The organism is Streptomyces sp. NPDC050738 (assembly GCF_040654175.1).
Classification (GTDB): domain Bacteria; phylum Actinomycetota; class Actinomycetes; order Streptomycetales; family Streptomycetaceae; genus Streptomyces.
Genome location: NZ_JBFAHN010000002.1, coordinates 473,681 through 490,653, shown reverse-complemented (window position 1 = coordinate 490,653; position 16,973 = coordinate 473,681). Strand labels below are relative to the sequence as shown.

Here is a 16,973-nt window from a genome sequence, read left to right as displayed (position 1 = left end):
GTCCGCCATGACCACGTCGCTCGACCGTGAGACCAAGCCCAGCGGTGACGGCATCGCGCTGATAGGGGAGGACGCCGCGTGGACGCTGGCCACGGCCGCACTCTTGGCGGCGGGCGTCCCTCGCGGGGACGCCGAGGACGTGGCACGTGCCCTGGTGGACACCTCCCTGCGCGGCATCGACACGCACGGACTGCGCCTGCTGCCCCAGTACCTCGACGAGTTGCGGGACGGCATCGCCGACCCGAAGCCCACGATCCAGGTGGTGCGCGACCGGGGAGCCGGGCTGCTGCTGGACGCGGACGGAGCGCTCGGCGTCGTCGCCGGTCTGGCCGCCGCCCGGTACGCGGCCGAGCGTGCGGAGCGGTACGGCGTGGCCGCTGTGGGCGTACGCGAGTCCAACCACTTCGGAGCCGCCTCCGTCTACACCCGCCGGCTCGCCCGTGCAGGCCTGGTCGGCCTCGCCGTCACCTCGGCCGCCTCACGGGTGGCCCCCTTCGGCGGCGTCGAGCCGCTGTTCGGCACCAACCCGATCAGCGTGGCCGCGGGCAGCGGTGAGGGGGAGTTCGCCCTGGACATGGCCACCAGCCAGGTCTGTTACGGGGAGATCAAGCAGCGCCGGTCGGAGGGCCGGGAGCTCGACGGTGGTTGGGCCACCGACCCGCAGGGGCGGCCGACCGGCGACCCCGACGCGGCGCACGCGCTGTCGCCGCTCGGCGGGTACAAGGGGCAGGGCCTCGCCATGGCCGTGACACTCCTGGGCTCCGTGCTCACCGGCACACCACCGGACTGGCAGCTGTCCCAGGTGGGCGAGGGCACCGCAGGCCGCGGCCGCCGGATCGGCCATCTGGTGCTGGCCATCGACCCCGGCTGCTTCGCCGGTGAGCAGCCGTTCGCCGCGGGCCTCGACGAGCTGCTGACCACCGTGCGCCAGGCGCCACCGTCCGGCGACGCACCGGTGCTCGCCCCAGGAGACCCGCAGCGCGCGAACGAACAGGCGCGACGTACGACCGGAATCCCTCTGGACGACCGCACCGCGGCGCTGCTGTCCGAACTGGCCGACGGTCTCGGCCTCCCCGGGCCGTCCCGCCGGCCCCCGGCCTGAACCTCCCCGCTCAGCCCTGTGGCGGGCCCGAGGTCCCGCCCTGCCTGAACGCGCAGGCCACCAGCGGTTCCCCGGCCTCCTCGCCCGCGACGAGCGCGGCGAGGAGCCGTACCGCGGCCGCACCCAGCTGAGGCCGGGGGATGTCGAATCCGGTCGGCTCGGGTCCCGCCGTCATGTCGGCGGGAGGGCTGCCCAGCAGGGCGAGCGACACCTCGCCGGGGCAGTCGAGACCGGCCGAGGCGACGGCCGCGCGCAGGGCGCGCCAGGCCGCGCCCGTGTCCGTCTCCTCCGCGACGAACGCGGTGACCCCCTCGGCCATCCACGCGCGCAGCCGGGAGACCGTGAGGTCCTTTTCAGGGTCGGGGGAGCGGAAGACGGGGGCGGGTCCGCCGGTCAGGCCGTTCGCCTCCAGCCCCTCCAGGAAGCCCTGTTGGCGGTCCGCCGACGCGGGCGCGTCGTCGTCCTCCCGTACGAGCACGATCCGCCGGTGGCCCGCCCGCGCGAGGTGCGTGACGACCTCGCGGCTGGCGCTCACATAGTCGGCGCCGACCCAGGCCAGTCCCTCCAGCTCCTCCCTGCGTCCCAGGTGGACCACGGGGAAACCGTCGTCGACCAGGCGCTTGAGTTCGGCGAGGGGCGCGTGCCGGCCCAGGAAGAGGCACCCGTCGGCGAGGCGTACCCGGCTGAGGGCCTCGGGGCCCGCGGCGCCCGCGCCGCCCGTGCTCGAACCGGTGAACAGGACCAGGTCGTAGCCGCGCGCGGCCGCCTCACGCTCCACGCCCACGAGGAACGGGTAGTAGGAGTGCTGGACTTCGGTGGGGAAGGTGGCCGTGAAGCTGAAGACGCCGAGCAGGTTGTTGCGCGCGGCGGCCAGTCTGCGGGCGGCCGGGTCCGGCACGTAGCCCAGCGTGCGGGCCGCGTCGAGGACCTTCTGCCGGGTCTCCTCCGAGATGTTCGGGCCCTTGCGGTCCGTGCCCTTGGCGGAGAGCACCAGCGACACGGTGGCCTGCGAGACGCCGGCCAGCCGGGCGACCTCCGCCTGCCGGGGGCGCGAGGTGCGACCGCCGGGTGCCGGTACGCGGCCCGGCCTGACCCGCTTCTTGGGCTGCTCCACCCTGGTCCCTCGTTCCCCTGTGAGTAATGCGCATCATCGCACCCAACGGGTGGACGAGAAAGTTGTGTTCGCTCTCTTGACCGCCGTCGTGACGCCCCTCACAGTACTCGTTAATGCGCATTAGTAATACGCATTAACGGGCCGGGTTCCTGCCCCGGGCACGCACTTTCAGAAGGAGATACGTGACTTCCGCACCGGACATCCTCATCGTGGGCGGCGGACTCGGCGGAGTGGCCGCGGCGCTCGCCGCCTGCCGCGCCGGACGCAGCGTCGTCCTGACCGAGGAGACCGACTGGATCGGTGGCCAGCTCACCTCGCAGGCCGTCCCGCCGGACGAGCACCCCTGGGTCGAGCAGTTCGGCACCACGGCGTCCTACCGTCAACTGCGCGAGGGTATACGGGGGTTCTACCGCCAGTGGTACCCGATGCGCTCCGAGGCGCTGGCCCTCACCCAGCTGAATCCGGGCGCCGGACGCGTCAGCAAGCTCTGTCACGAGCCGCGGGTCGCGCTCGCCGTACTGGAAGCCATGCTCGCGCCGCACCGCGCGTCGGGACGGCTCACCGTCCTCACCGAACACCGCGCGGTCCAGGCCGAGTCTGACCATGACACGGTGCGCGCCATCACGCTGGAGGATCTGCGCGACGGCAGCCGCCGTACGGTCAGCGCCTCCTATGTCATCGACGCCACCGAGACCGGTGAGCTGCTCGAACTCGCCGACGTGGAGCACGCGTTGGGTGCGGAATCCCGCGCCGAGTTCGACGAACCGCACGCCCCCGACGAGGCGCAGCCGCTCAATCAGCAGGGCATCACCGTCTGCTTCGCGCTCTCCCATCACGAGGGCGAGAACCACACCATCGACCGCCCGGCCGACTACGACTTCTGGCGGTCCTACCGGCCCGACTTCTGGCCGGGACCGCTGCTCGGCTTCTCGGCCCCCGACCCGCGCTCGCTGGAACCCGTACCGCGCACCTTCGTGCCCAACCCCGAACTCGACCCGCTGGACGTCGCGGCCGATCAGAGCGCGGACGCGGGCGACAAGGAACTGTGGGGCTTCCGCCGCATCCTGGCCCGCAAACTGCACAGGCCCGGCGCGTACGACTCGGACATCACCCTGGTCAACTGGCCGCTCAACGACTACTGGCTCAAGCCCCTGGTCGGCGCGGGCGAGGAGACCTCAGCTCAGGCGCTCGCCGAAGCGCGGCAGCTGTCCCTCTCCGTCCTGTACTGGCTGCAGACCGAGGCCCCCCGCGCCGACGGCGGCACCGGCTTCGCCGGGCTGCGGATCCGCCCCGACGTCACCGGCACCGCCGACGGGCTCGCCAAGGCTCCGTACGTACGGGAGTCCCGCCGCATCAAGGCCGTCACCACCGTCACCGAGCACGACGTGGCCATCGACCTGGTCGGCCCCTACGGCGGTACGAAGCACCGGGACTCGGTGGGCGTCGGCGGCTACCGCATCGACCTGCACCCCTCCACGGGCGGCGACAACTACATCGACATCGGCTCCGTGCCCTTCGAGATCCCGCTCGGCGCGCTGCTGCCCCGGCGGATGCGCAACCTGCTGCCCGCGGGCAAGAACATCGGCACCACCCACATCACCAACGGCTGCTACCGGCTCCACCCGGTGGAGTGGAACGTCGGCGAGGTCGCCGGCGCCCTGGCCGCGCACTGCCTGAGCGACGGCGTCGAGCCGCACCAAGTCCAGTCCGAGGACAAGCGGTTCGAGCAGTTCGCCCGGATCCTCGACCGCGCCGGCATGCAGCGCCACTGGCCCGACGTACGCGGCTACTGACACCGACCCGACCGACCCAGCACCAAGGAGGCGCACCGACATGACCACCCACCGCATCCGCGTCGGCATCGACGTGGGCGGAACCTTCACCGACGCCGTGGCCGTGGACGCCACGACGCTCGCGCTCCTGGGGCAGGTGAAGGTCCCCACGAGCCACCACCACAAGGACGGCGTCGCCCACGGCATCGTCCAGGCGCTCGACACGCTCCTCGAACAGACCGGCCACGACCCCGCCGACGTCGCCTTCCTGGCACACGGCACGACCCAGGCCACCAACGCCCTCCTCGAGGGCGACGTGGCCACCGTCGGACTGATCGGCATCGGCAGCGGACCCGCCGCGGTCCTCACCCGGCGGCTCGCCTCCTTCGGCAGGCTCGAACTCACCGCGGGCAAACGGCTCCCGCTCGCGTACGCCCATGTCGCCGACCCGGCGGACGGCGCCGAAGTGCGCGCCGCCGTCGCCCAGGTCGCCGCAGCCGGGGCCCAAGTCCTCGTCGCCAGCGAGCCGTTCAGCGTCGACCGCCCCGAGGGCGAACAGGCGGTGCTCGACGCGGCCCGCGACGCCGGGCTGCCCATGACCGCCGCCCACGAGATCACCTCGCTCTACGGACTGCACAAGCGGACCCGTACCGCGGTCGTCAACGCCGCGATCCTGCCGCGCATGCTGGCCACCGCCGACCTCGTGGACGCCTCCATCGTCAAGGCGGGGGTGAGCGCACCGCTGATGGTCATGCGCTGCGACGGCGGCGTGATGTCGCTGGACGAGATGCGCAGGCGCCCGCTGCTGACCGTACTGTCCGGTCCCGCGGCGGGAGTTGCCGGTGCGCTGATGCAGGAGCGGATCAGCGAGGGCGTGTTCCTGGAGACGGGCGGCACGTCCACGGACATCAGTGTCGTACGGCGCGGGAAGGTCGCCGTCCGGCACGCGACGATCCTCGGCAGGACCTCGTACCTCAACGCGCTCGACGTGCGGACCGTGGGCGTCGGGGGCGGCTCGATGGTACGTATCGCGGGCGGCGCCGTCACCGGCGTCGGACCGCGCAGCGCACACATCGCGGGGCTTCCCTACGCGTGCTTCGCCACCCTCGACGATCTGCGCGACGCCACCGTGACGACCGTACGGCCGATGGACGACGACGCGGACGACCATGCCGTGCTCGACGCGGCGGGCGGGCGCTTCGCGCTCACCATGACCTGCGCGGCGAACGCGCTCGGCCGGGTCCCCGAGGGCGACTTCGCACGCAGCGACCAGGACGTCGCACGCGCCGCGATCGCACCGCTCGCCGCCCTGCTCGGCGTCGACGTGGCGACCGCCGCGACGCGCATACTCGACGCGGGCGTCGCACAGGTGCGGAGCGTCGTCGAGACGATGATGCGCGACTACCGCATCGACAAGGACACCGCCGTGCTGGTCGGCGGAGGAGGCGGCGCCGCATCCGTCACCCCGCACCTGGCGCTCACCGCCGGCCTGGAAGGCCGGATCGCGCAGCACAGCGAGGTGATCAGCCCGATCGGGGTCGCTCTCGCGCTGGTCAGGGAGCAGGTGGAGCGGATCATCCCCGGCGTCACCCAGGAGCAGATCCTGGCGGTGCGGGCGGAAGCGGAACAGGCGGTCGTCGCGCAGGGCGCATCGGCCGCCGAGGTCGAGGTGGAGGTGACCGTCGACCCGCAGACCAACACCGTGCGGGCGATCGCCACCGGCGCCACCGAGCTGCGCACCCAGGACCGCGCCCACCGCGCCGACGGCGACGAGCGGCTGCGGGCGGCCGCCGCCAGCCTCAAGTCCGACCCGTCCGCGGTGCGCGCCCTCGCGGGCACGCCCACCCACACCGTGTACGGCACCGAGGTCAGGCGCCGGTTCCGGGCCACCCGCCATCCGGTACGGGTCGTCGACACGGACGGCGTCGTACGCCTCCACGTGCCCGACGCCCAGGTCGAGACGACCACGGTCGCCGGCGCCCCGGACGTCCTGGCCCGCCTCGTACGGGAAGCCACCTCCTACGGGGACGGCGGCGTCCGCGCCCCCGCGCTGCGGCTGCTGCTCGGCACCCGTATTGCCGACCTCTCCGGTGTCCTCGAACCGGGACCGCTGCTGGCGCTGGCCCGCAGCGAACTCGCCTCGCGGGGTGCGGACGAGGCGGTCGTCGCCGTACTGGAGGTACGGACATGAGCGCGACCGCCGTGGATCACGAACACGACCAGGACCTCGACCTCGCCGTCAGATTCCTCCAGCAGACCCCGACCCACGAAGGCCGAGACCCCGCGCTCCTGCGCCAATGGGCCCTGGCCGCGCAGGAGTTCGGGTCACGGCTCGCGCCCCGGCCCTGCCGCGCACGCGTCGTGGAGCGCGACGGCGGCCTCACGGAGCTCCTGCTCGCCCGCTACCGCTCGCGCCCCGCGACCGTCGAGCTCTACACCGACACCATCGCGTTCGCGGAGGCGCTGATCGACGCACGCGGCTGGCGCGACCGGTACCCGAAGGGCTCGGTGCGCGCCGCCGCGCTCGCCCACGAGTGCGCGCACGAACAGCTCCACCACGGCCCCACCAGGGTCGCCCTCAAACAGGCACTCGGCCACACGGTGCTGCGCCTGGGCCGACGCAGCGTCCACGCCCATGTCGCCGGCGCCGAAGAGCTCGCCGCGCACGCCTACGCACGCACCGTCTGCGGTCTCGGCCGCAGCCCGCTCCTCCTCACCGAAGCCCTCACCGAGGCGCTCGCCGCCAGAAGAGAGAACTGAACCATGGGCGTCGTCATTCTTCTCGTCATGGCGGCCGGCGTCGCCGCGATGCTCACCCGCAAACTCCCCACGGCCTTCGCGCTCGTCCTGCTCGCCATCGTCATCGCCTTTGTCGCGGGCGCCCCGCTGACCGGCAAGAACAGCGTCTTCGACACGGTCCTCCAGGAGGGCGCCCCGGCGCTGGCCGCCACGATGATCGCGATCCTCCTGGGTTCCTGGCTCGGCAAACTGCTCGACGAGACCGGCATCGCGGGCACGCTCGTACGCAAGATCGTCGAGTTCGGCGGCGACCGCCCGGTCGTCGTGGCCCTGGGCGTACTCGCCGTCTCCGCACTCGTCGGCACGGTCACGGGCTCGGCCCCGGCGGCGATGCTCGCCGGCCTCATCGGGATCCCGGCGATGATCGCCGTCGGCATCCCGAAGGTGACCGCGGCGGGCACGATCCTGATGGGCATCGCGGTGGGCATCCCCTTCGAACTGCCCCTGTGGCAGTTCTTCTCCACCGCCCTGGAACTGCCGGTCCCGACCGTGCGCGGATTCATGATCAAGCTGTTCCCGTTCGCGCTGGTCGCCGCCGTCGCCTACGTACTGATCGAATCGCGCCGCCGGGGCGTGGAACACACCTGGTCGCTCAAGTCCGCCGCCACCAAGTCCACTTCACGCCGCGAGCGACTCGGTGACGCCCCCTGGTACGCGCTGCTCACCCCGGCCGTCCCGCTGGTCCTCGCGCTCGGCTTCGAACTGGCCATCATCCCCTCGCTGCTGGCCGGGGTCCTGTACGCGCTCCTCACCACCACACGCCCGCGCGACATGAACAAGCGGCTCCTGCGCACGCTGTACGGCGGATTCGAGGTGGCCGCCGCCCCCATCGCCCTGTTCGTCGCCATCGGCATCCTGCTCGCCGCGGTGAAACTCCCGGGCGCGGTCGACGCGCTCGAACCCCTCGTCAAAGCCGTCAGCCCGCAGAACCCGGTCCTGTTCGTCCTCGTCTTCACCGCGCTCGTCCCGCTCTGCCTCTACCGGGGCCCGCTCAACGTCTTCGGCCTGGGCGCCGGAATCGCCGGAGTCCTCATCGCCACCGGCATCTACCCGGCCGTCGCGGTCCTGGGCATGGCGACCTCGTACAACCAGGTCTTCGGCGTCGCCGACCCGACCAGCACGCAGACCGTGTGGAGCTCCCAGTACGCGGGCGTCTCCCCGCAACAGGTCATGGCCCGCACGCTGCCCTACGTCTGGGTGGTCGCCCTCGGCGGCCTGTGCGTCACCGCGGCCACGTACCTCTGAAGCCTCTGAACCTGCTCCACCTGCCGCACCCGCCGACGCCCTCTGATACCCCTCACCATCGGAGCCGACATGCATGAGCCGCAGTTCGACCGCCGCTTCTTCCTGCGCACCGCCGCCGCCACCGGCGCGGTCCTCACCGTCGGAGGTCTCGCCACCCCCACCGCGTCCGCCGCACCCGGCGGATTCCCCGACTACACCTACGTGAAGACGCTGCTGACCCCGTCCAAGCTGAAGTACAACCCCACCGGCGAGATCATCTTTCCGTGCATCCGCGGAGTCGCGGGCCGCATAGCCGACCCGCTGGGCCGCTACTACCTCTACTACGCACCGCACGACGCGCCCGGTGGGATCTGCCTCGCCTACGGCGACTCCCTGGAAGGCCCGTTCACGGAGTACCCGACGAACCCCATCGTCTCCAACAACTGGCAGCCCCACTACTCCGTCTCGCACGTCTCCTCCCCGCACGTCCTGTGGAACGAGGACGCCAAGGAGCTCTGGCTCTACTTCCACGGCGAGAACACCACCACGCGCCTCGCCCGCTCCAAGGACGGCATCCACTTCACCTACGACAAGGTGGTCCTCTCCGCGTCGATGCTCCCCTCGGGCACGACCGAGACCTCGTACGCCCGGGTCTTCCGCCAGGACGTGCCCTCGCGCGGCGCCAAGTACGTCATGGTTTTTATGCTCAACAACACCACCAACCACCGTGACATCCACTGGGGTTGGTCAGCCGACGGACGCAACTGGACCTTCGACCAGCAGCCGCTGATCCGCCACAGCGACGTGGGCGCCATCAACGTGGGCGGCCCCCACCTGCTCAACAGGAACGGCTCCACCTACGTCGTCTACAACAAGGACAAGGAGAGCGGCGGCGACATCATGATCACCGAGGTCGGCAACGACTTCACCCTCCGCAAGCACCTGGGGGTCTTCTACAACTCCCGCTCCACGGCGCCGGAGAACGGCCGCGCCGCCGCACCGTCCTTCGGAACCGACGGCGGAGTCCCCTACATGGTCTTCGAGGCGGGCGAACGCCTCGCCGGGGCGATCGCGGTGGCCCGCGCCTGACGTACGGACAGACCCGCCGCGACCGTCATGACGACGGTCGCGGCGGCGACGATCGCCGCACCGACGTAGAGCGGTGCGGTGTAACCGAGTCCTGCGGTCACGGCCAGACCACCCAGCCAGGCACCGAGAGCGTTGCCGACGTTGGAGGCCGATACGTTGGCGCCGGCGGCCAGGGGTGCACCATGGGCGTGGTCGGTGACGCGGGTGATCATGCCGGGTACGCCGGCGAAACCGGACACGCCCATCAGGAAGACCAGGACCACCGACGCGACCGGACTGGCGGCCAGCAGTCCGAACAGGACCAGCGTGAGCGTGAGCCCGGCCAGCGCCACGATCAGCGTCCGGTCGCGGTTGCGGTCGGCGGCCCGGCCGCCGACCAGATTGCCGAGGACGAGCCCGCTGCCGTACACCATCAGCAGCCAGGAGACGTCAGCGGCGGAGAAGCCGCTGACGCGGGTGAACGTGTAGGCGAGATAGGTGAAGGCGCCGAACATCCCGCCGTACCCCAGTGCGGTGGCGGCGAGGGTCAGCCAGACCTGCACGGAGCGGAACGCGCGCAGCTGGGCCCGCAGGGTGCTCGGCGCGCCTTCGCCGCCACCGGAATCGCCGGGGACCAGGGCGATGATCCCCGCCAGGACGAGGACCCCGATCCCGGTGATCACCCAGAACGTGGCCCGCCACCCCCAGACCTGACCGACCAGCGCGCCGAACGGCACGCCCGCCACGTTCGCCAGCGTCAGCCCGCCGAACATGACAGCCACTCCGCGCGACTTCTGCTCCGGCGCGACCAGCGAGCGGGCGACCAGCGAGCCGATGCCGAAGAACGAGCCGTGGCACAGTGCGGCGACGATCCGCCCGAGCATCATCACCCGGTAGTCCGGTGCCACCGCGGACAGCAGATTGCCCACGACGAACAGCCCCACAAGGCCCACCAGCACGTGCTTGCGGGGCAGCCTCGCGGTCGCGGCCGTGAGCACGATCGCGCCGATGGCCACGCTCAGCGCGTATCCGGAAATCAGCCATCCCGCCGCCGCCTCGGACACGCCGAGGCTCTGCGCAACCTCCGGCAGCAGACCGGCGATGACAAACTCGGTCAGACCGATGCCGAAGCCCCCGAGGGCGAGTGCGATCAGTCCAACCGGCATCGGACAAGGGTAGTTGAACGATTCAGAGCTGTCCCGTTCGCCGGAAGTGTGGACGCGCGTAGACCCACCCTTGCCAACGCCCGGAAAGGAGTCCAGAGTTGTGCCCCCGCGGGTCGCCTGCGCAGCGGCTCCGTACAAGGTCAGACACGGTCTGACGGGGGAGATTCGCCTGAGCACGTAACGCGGGCGCAACGTCCGCAGGGTATGTGTCCTCACCTCAACCAGGAGTGGTGCCCATGGACTTCGGACTCGTCCTGCAGACCGACCCGCCGGCCTCCGCGGTCGTCGAGCTGATGCAGCGCGCCGAGCGCAACGGCTTCAGCCACGGCTGGACCTTCGACTCGGCGGTGCTCTGGCAGGAGCCCTTCGTCATCTACAGCCGGATTCTCGCCACCACCGACCATCTGATCGTCGGCCCGATGGTCACCAACCCCAGCACCCGCACCCCCGAGGTCACCGCCTCCACCTTCGCGACGCTCAACGAGATGTACGGCAACCGCACCGTCTGCGGCATCGGCCGCGGCGACTCCGCCATGCGCGTCGCGGGCCGCGCCCCCAACACCCTCGCCCGGATCAGCGACGCCATGCGCATCATCAAGGCGCTCGGCGCGGGCCGGGAGGCCGAACTCGGAGGGACGACGGTCCGCTTCCCCTGGGCGCCGGAAGGGTCCGAGGTCCCGGTCTGGATGGCGGCGTACGGACCTAAGGCGCTGAAGATGACGGGGGAGGAGGCGGACGGCTTCATCCTCCAGCTGGCCGATCCGTACCTCACCGAGTACATGGTCAAGGCGGTACGGGACGCGGCCGTGGCCGTGGGCCGCGACCCCTCCGAGGTGAAGATCTGCGTGGCGGCCCCCGCGTACGTCACCGAGGACGACTCGCCCGAGGCGCTCGCGCACGCCCGCGACCAGTGCCGCTGGTTCGGCGGGATGGTCGGCAACCACGTCGCCGACCTGGTCTCCAAGTACGGGGCGAGCTCGAATCTGGTCCCGCAGGAACTCACCGACTACATCAAGTCCCGTGAGGGGTACGACTATTCGCACCATGGCCGGACCGGGAACCCGGACACCGCCTTCGTCCCCGACGAGATCGTCGACCGCTTCTGCCTGATCGGCACCGTGGAGACGCACATCGAGAAACTGAAGATCCTGCGCGCCCTCGGAGTCGACCAGTTCGCCCTCTACAACATGCAGGACGAGAAGGAGTCGGTCATCGACACCTACGGCGCCCGGATCATCCCCGCACTCGCCTGACACCCCGACACCCGCACCCGCACCCGCACCTGTGATCGTCCCCTCCCCGCCGTCCCGGGGAGGGGGCTTCTCCCTACCCGTCCCCGAACGAAGGCCGGTGCCCTTTCATGACCGAAACCGCGATACCGACCCACCCGTCGGCCGTCGAGATACCCGACGGCCGCTACGTCAACGACGATCTGCGCCCCGTCCCCGAATCCGGGCGCACCTGGACGACGTACAACTTCGTGGCCCTGTGGATCGGCATGGCCCACTGCATCCCCTCCTGGACCCTGGCCTCCGGCCTGGTCGCCCTGGGCATGGACTGGAAGCAGGCGGTCCTCACGATCGCCCTGGCCAATGTGATCGTCCTGCTCCCCATGCTGCTCACCGGTCACGCGGGCCCCAAGTACGGCATCCCCTTCCCGGTCCTGGCCCGCGCCTCCTTCGGCCTGCGCGGCGCGAACCTCCCTGCCCTGATCCGGGCGGCCGTCGCCTGCGCCTGGTTCGGCATCCAGACCTGGATCGGCGGACAGGGGATCTTCATCCTGCTGGGCAAGATTTTCGGCGGCTGGACGGACGCCGGGCACATCGGCGGCTACCCCTGGACGCTGTGGCTCTGCTTCGCGATTTTCTGGGTCATCGAACTCGCCGTCATCTACCGGGGAATGGACACCCTGCGCCGCTTCGAGAACTGGGCCGCACCCTTCGTCCTGGTCGGTGCGGTGGTCCTGCTGATCTGGATCGCGAACAAGGCGGGCGGCTTCGGCCCGCTGCTCGACGAGCCCTCCAAGGTCGGTTGGGGCAGCGACTTCTGGAAGGTCTTCTTCCCCGGCCTGATGGGCATGATCGGCTTCTGGTCCACGCTCTCGCTCAACATCCCCGACTTCACCCGCTTCGGCAAAGGACAGCGCGCCCAGGTCTGGGGCCAGACCCTGGGCCTGCCCACCACGATGACGCTCTTCGCGCTGATGTCGGTGCTCGTCACCTCCGGCTCGGAGAAGGTCTACGGCGCGGCGATCTGGGACCCGGTCGCACTCGCGGGCAAGACCGACAACACCTTCGGGCTGCTCTTCGCGCTGATCACCGTCTTCGTCGCGACGATCTCCGTGAACATCGCGGCGAACGTCGTCTCACCCGCGTACGACCTCGCCAACCTCGCTCCGAAGCTCATCAACTTCCGTACGGGCGCGCTGATCACGGGTGTGATCGGTGTGGTCGTCATGCCGTGGAAGCTGACCTCGACGCCCGAGCTGTACATCTTCACCTGGCTGGGCGTGGTCGGCGGGCTGCTCGGTACGGTGGCCGGGATCCTGATCGCGGACTACTGGGTCATCCGCCGTACGGTCCTCGACGTCGCCGACCTCTACCGACCCGAGGGCCGCTACTGGTACTCCGGCGGCTGGAACTGGCGTGCTGTCGCAGCCTTCGCGGTCGGCGGGATCCTGGCGGTCGGCGGCTCGTACTCGACACTCGACGCGAAGGGGAGCAAGGCCGGCCCCTTCCCGGTCGACGGGCTGATCCCCATCCTCAAACCGCTCGCCGACTACGGCTGGGCCGTCGGGCTCGCCTCGTCGTTCCTCGTGTACGTGGCGCTGATGGCGGGGCGGCGGACCTCCGCACCCTGATCCGGTCCTGAGCCCGGACGGCGGAGGCTTACGTCAACAGCATTGACGTGTGGGCGGTCGCCCGGCTTGCATGGCGACCGTCCCACCGTTTCCGCACGCTCTGGAGCGTTCCATGACCAAGGCCGATCTGGTCTTCACCCGAGGTCCTGTGCTCACCATGGACCCGGCCCGCAGCCGGGCGAGTTCGCTCGCCGTCACCGGGGAGCGGATCACCGCCGTCGGACACGACGAGGTACGGGAGCTGATCGGTCCCGGTACGGAGGTCGTGGACCTCACCGGCAAGCTGCTGCTGCCCGGATTCCAGGACGCCCACATCCACGCGGTGGGCGGCGGCAGCGAGCTGGCGCAGTGCGACCTGACCGGGGTGGTCGACGTCGGTACGTATCTGGAGAGGATCCGCGTCTACGCCCAGGCGCACCCCGAGCAGGAGTGGATCACCGGCGGTGGCTGGTCGATGGAGAGCTTCGAGGGCGGGATGCCCAGCCGCCGGCTGCTCGACTCGGTGGTTCCCGACCGGCCTGTGCTGCTCTCCAACCGGGACCATCACGGGGCCTGGGCCAACACCCGCGCCCTGGAGCTGGCGGGGCTGACCGCCGACACGCCGGATCCGGCCGACGGGCGCATCGAGCGGGAGGCGGACGGCACTCCGAGCGGGATGCTCCAGGAGGGCGCGACGGTTCTGGTCTCGCGCCTGGTGCCGCCGAGCACACCGCAGGACCGGCGCGCGGGGCTGCTGCGGGCCCAGAAGCTTCTGCACTCCCTGGGGATCACGGGCTGGCAGGACGCGCTGCTCGGCGACCTGAACGGCATGAGCGACCCCTCGGACGCCTATCTGTCGGCCGCCCGGGACGGTTCGCTGACCGCCAGGGTGAGCGGTGCGCTGTGGTGGGACCGTGAGCGCGGCGCCGAGCAGATCCCCGAACTCATCGCGCGCCGCGCGGAGTTGAATCACGGCCGGTTCCGGGTCGGGTCGGTGAAGATCATGCAGGACGGGGTCGCGGAGAACTTCACGGCCGCGATGACCGCCCCGTATCTGGACGGTTGCGGCTGCGCCACGGCCAACAGCGGGCTGAGCTTCGTCGACCCGAAGGCGCTCCTCGGCCATGTGGCCGCGCTGGACGCGCTCGACTTCCAGGTCCACTTCCACGCGCTCGGCGACCGTGCGGTACGCGAGGCGCTGGACGCGGTCGAGGCCGCGGTCGCCGCCAACGGGCGGCGCGGCAACCGCCACCACCTGGCCCATCTCCAGGTCGTCCACCCCGACGACCTGCCCCGCTTCGCGGCGCTCGGCGCCATCGCGAACATCCAGCCGCTCTGGGCGGCGCACGAGCCGCAGATGGACGAGCTGACCATCCCGTACCTGGGCCCCGAACGCGCCTCCTGGCAGTACCCCTTCGGTGATCTGCTGCGCTCCGGTGCCACCCTGGCGGCGGGCAGCGACTGGCCCGTCTCCAGCCCGGACCCGCTTGCGGGCATCCATGTCGCCGTCAACCGCCGCGAACCGGAGAGCGACGACGAGCGGGTGTTCCTGCCCGAGCAGCGGATCGACCCGCTGTCCGCCCTCGCCGCCTACACGGCGGGTTCCGCCCATGTGAACCGCCACGACGACGCGGGCAGCCTGCTCCCGGGACACCTGGCCGACCTGATCGTGCTCGACCGGGACATCCTCGCGGCGCCGCCCGAGGAGATCTCCAGGGCCAGGGTGGAGCGGACGTACGTCGGCGGCACGCTCGTCCACCAGAGCTGAGGGAGTGGTGCCCTGCGGTACATGGCCGCAGGGCATCACCGCCTGACTCAGCGCTCCGCTGCGACCATCACCCAGCTCAGCTGGATGTCGGGCGAGCGGGTCGGGATCACGTCGAGCACGATGATCCCGTCCGCCGACGGCTTGATCCCGGCGTACGCACCGGCCGCGGGCTCCGCGGTGAACAGCCGCTGCTCCTCCATCGTCACGCCGTTGACCTGCACCCTTGCGGCGCGATTGGCCGACGGCCAGGGGTCGAACCAGCCGGTGTGGACGGTGTAGCGGCGTGCCGGGTCGAGGCCGCCGAACGTGTAGGTGAGGGTCCGCCCGGAGACCGCGTACCGCAGCGTCGTGTACAGATCGCCGCCGCTGACGGTGCGCGGCAGGCTTCCTTCGCTGGTCCAGCCCCAGACCGCGCCGGTCTTCGGGTCGGCACCCAAGGGCTGTTCGGGGAGTGAGTTGAGGGTCGGGGCCGTCCTGCCCGCCACCGCCATGAGCTGCGTCCAGTCCGCGGTGCGGTCGCCGCCCGCGTTGACCGCGTAACGGACCTTCTTCGGCACGGCGAGCACCTGGCGTGTGAAGGTGCGGTCGCCGAAGTCGCGCAGGGTGCCGGTGACGGTCCGCATCCCGGGGGCGGCGAGCGCCGCGGTGTCCCAAGTGACCCTGGAGGAACGGGCCTTGCCGTCGATGTGCACCCGCACCCGGCGGGGCAGGTCCTCGCCGTCGCCGAGCCATACGTGCCCCGGCATCTCGGCGTCGACGCGGTAGCGGGTCTGCGGGGTGAGGTCGTCGAGGGTCCAGCTCTCGTGCCACGGGAGCGTCATGGAGTCGCCCTCGCCGAACGTCAACGGCAGCCATATGTAAGGCGAGTTGGCGAGGTCCGAAGGGGTCCATCGGTCGCCCATGTAGATGTAGCGGCCGGCCTTCGGGTCGACGGGGACGACGCAGGTGGACTGCGAGGAGTACGTGGTGGCCGCGTCACCGCCGGTGGCCGGGTTCCCGTGGTCGGTCCACTCGCCGAGGATGTCGGTCGCGGTGGCGTACGCGGCGGGGTTGGGGCTCCAGCCGGTGGCGGCCGAGGTGATCAGGTAGTACGTGCCGTCGAACTTGAAGAGCGCGGGTGCTTCCCGGTGGGCGCCGATGTACGGGCGGATGAAGTCGACGCCCTTGACCGCCGATTCGGGCGGTGTGGCGAGGTAGGTGTAGTCGTCGTCCAGGCGTGAGATGAACAGCGAGTAGTTCTCCTCGCTGGAGTAGATGATGTACGCCGCCCCGTCGTCGTCCACGAAGAGGTTCATGTCCCGGGCCATACCGGGGTTGTCCGGCTGGTAGTTCGGCTCGCCGGCCGGGGCCACGTGCAGCCGGTAGCTGTCGATGTAGCGGAACGGTCCGGTGGGGGAGTCGGAGACGGCGACGCCCGCACGGGCCTTGGCGTACTGGGCGCCGGATGTCGCCGAAGGGCCGTCGGCGTGCACCCACATCACCCACTTCCCGGTGCGCGCGTTGTGGATCACCTTGGGCCGCTCGAGGATGGCCGGGTTGACGCTCGTGCTGATCTGCCGGGTGCTCAGATCCCGGTACACGGCCGCGCGCTGTTCGGCGTCGTAGCCCGTGTACAGCGCGGTGAAGTACGGGTCGGTGTCGAACTGTTCGGCCGATTCCATGGACCGCAGCGCGAGGCCCTCGTCCGTCCAGGTGTGCAGGTCGCGGGAGGAGTAGACGTGCACGCCCGGGCTGTTGTAGTAGCCCTTGCTCCGGTCCTCGCCGTACCAGTACCAGATACGCTGCCCGGCCGCGTCCTCGGCGGGTGTCACCTGGCCGCCATGGGCCTGGATCACCTGGCCGTTGGTATCGAGCCAGGGCTGCCCGGGCGTGAACACTCCGGTGTCGGCCGCGCTCTGGGGCTGTGTCCCTGTGGCGGCACTGGCGGTCGTGCCGGGCAGGGCGGCGAATCCGCCGAGCGCCGCGACTCCGGCGGCGGACCGCAGAACGGCGCGGCGGTCCAGGGTGAACTTCTCTGTGTCCATGGAGTTTTCCTCGGTCCCGGTGCGGAGGGGCGGGGGTGGCCTGCGGGACGCTAGCGCTCGTACACCCCTTTTGCAATGGGTTGGACGAAGGCTCGGA

At 70.9% G+C, this 16,973-nt stretch carries 12 protein-coding genes; 9 read left to right on the top strand and 3 right to left on the bottom strand.

What is annotated here, in order from left to right; translation table 11 throughout:
- Window positions 1–7 precede the first annotated feature (7 nt).
- Window positions 8–1,102, top strand: a complete 1,095-nt coding sequence (locus AB0H78_RS06450; RefSeq protein ID WP_363233113.1) for an Ldh family oxidoreductase — start codon at window positions 8–10, stop codon at window positions 1,100–1,102.
- Between the two features lie 10 nt (window positions 1,103–1,112).
- Here the strand turns inward: AB0H78_RS06450 and AB0H78_RS06445 are convergent, their stop codons facing one another.
- Window positions 1,113–2,216: a LacI family DNA-binding transcriptional regulator gene (locus AB0H78_RS06445; protein WP_363233112.1), complete on the bottom strand. Its 1,104-nt coding sequence runs from the start codon at window positions 2,214–2,216 to the stop codon at window positions 1,113–1,115.
- Window positions 2,217–2,398: 182 nt separating this feature from the next.
- On the opposite strand from AB0H78_RS06445, the gene AB0H78_RS06440 reads away from it, so the two are divergent.
- The 5 genes from AB0H78_RS06440 (at window position 2,399) to AB0H78_RS06420 (ending at window position 9,100) form a co-directional block, all read left to right on the top strand.
- Window positions 2,399–4,009 carry an FAD-dependent oxidoreductase gene (locus tag AB0H78_RS06440; RefSeq protein WP_363233111.1) on the top strand — a complete coding sequence of 537 codons (1,611 nt, stop codon included), beginning with the start codon at window positions 2,399–2,401 and terminating at the stop codon, window positions 4,007–4,009.
- Between the two features lie 40 nt (window positions 4,010–4,049).
- Window positions 4,050–6,179 carry a hydantoinase/oxoprolinase family protein gene (locus tag AB0H78_RS06435; protein ID WP_363233110.1) on the top strand — a complete coding sequence of 710 codons (2,130 nt, stop codon included), beginning with the start codon at window positions 4,050–4,052 and terminating at the stop codon, window positions 6,177–6,179.
- The gene (locus tag AB0H78_RS06430) at window positions 6,176–6,748 is read left to right on the top strand and encodes a hypothetical protein (protein WP_363233109.1); all 573 of its coding nucleotides are present in this window, start codon (window positions 6,176–6,178) and stop codon (window positions 6,746–6,748) included. Before AB0H78_RS06435 ends, AB0H78_RS06430 begins: the two co-directional genes overlap by 4 nt.
- A 3-nt stretch (window positions 6,749–6,751) precedes the next feature.
- Window positions 6,752–8,032 carry a TRAP transporter large permease subunit gene (locus tag AB0H78_RS06425; RefSeq protein ID WP_363233108.1) on the top strand — a complete coding sequence of 427 codons (1,281 nt, stop codon included), beginning with the start codon at window positions 6,752–6,754 and terminating at the stop codon, window positions 8,030–8,032.
- A gap of 69 nt (window positions 8,033–8,101) precedes the next feature.
- Entirely contained in the window at window positions 8,102–9,100 is a 999-nt protein-coding gene (locus AB0H78_RS06420) for a hypothetical protein (protein WP_363233107.1), read from the top strand.
- Here AB0H78_RS06420 and AB0H78_RS06415 read toward each other — a convergent pair.
- The gene (locus AB0H78_RS06415; RefSeq protein ID WP_363233106.1) at window positions 9,040–10,245 is read right to left on the bottom strand and encodes an MFS transporter; all 1,206 of its coding nucleotides are present in this window, start codon (window positions 10,243–10,245) and stop codon (window positions 9,040–9,042) included. The two genes, AB0H78_RS06420 and AB0H78_RS06415, sit on opposite strands and share 61 nt — an antisense overlap.
- A gap of 236 nt (window positions 10,246–10,481) precedes the next feature.
- Here AB0H78_RS06415 and AB0H78_RS06410 point away from each other — a divergent pair, with 236 nt between their 5' ends.
- The 3 genes from AB0H78_RS06410 to AB0H78_RS06400 all read left to right on the top strand — a co-directional run bounded on the left by AB0H78_RS06410 (window position 10,482) and on the right by AB0H78_RS06400 (window position 14,852).
- Complete coding sequence (locus tag AB0H78_RS06410) at window positions 10,482–11,498, top strand: TIGR03842 family LLM class F420-dependent oxidoreductase (protein WP_363233105.1); 1,017 nt, start codon at window positions 10,482–10,484, stop codon at window positions 11,496–11,498.
- 107 nt (window positions 11,499–11,605) lie between these two features.
- Complete coding sequence (locus tag AB0H78_RS06405; RefSeq protein ID WP_363233104.1) at window positions 11,606–13,105, top strand: NCS1 family nucleobase:cation symporter-1; 1,500 nt, start codon at window positions 11,606–11,608, stop codon at window positions 13,103–13,105.
- A gap of 112 nt (window positions 13,106–13,217) precedes the next feature.
- Window positions 13,218–14,852, top strand: a complete 1,635-nt coding sequence (locus AB0H78_RS06400; protein WP_363233103.1) for an amidohydrolase — start codon at window positions 13,218–13,220, stop codon at window positions 14,850–14,852.
- 47 nt (window positions 14,853–14,899) lie between these two features.
- On the opposite strand, the gene AB0H78_RS06395 is transcribed toward AB0H78_RS06400, so the two are convergent.
- On the bottom strand, window positions 14,900–16,876 hold the full coding sequence (locus AB0H78_RS06395; RefSeq protein WP_363233102.1) for a glycoside hydrolase family 43 protein: 1,977 nt from the start codon (window positions 16,874–16,876) through the stop codon (window positions 14,900–14,902).
- Window positions 16,877–16,973 lie beyond the last annotated feature (97 nt).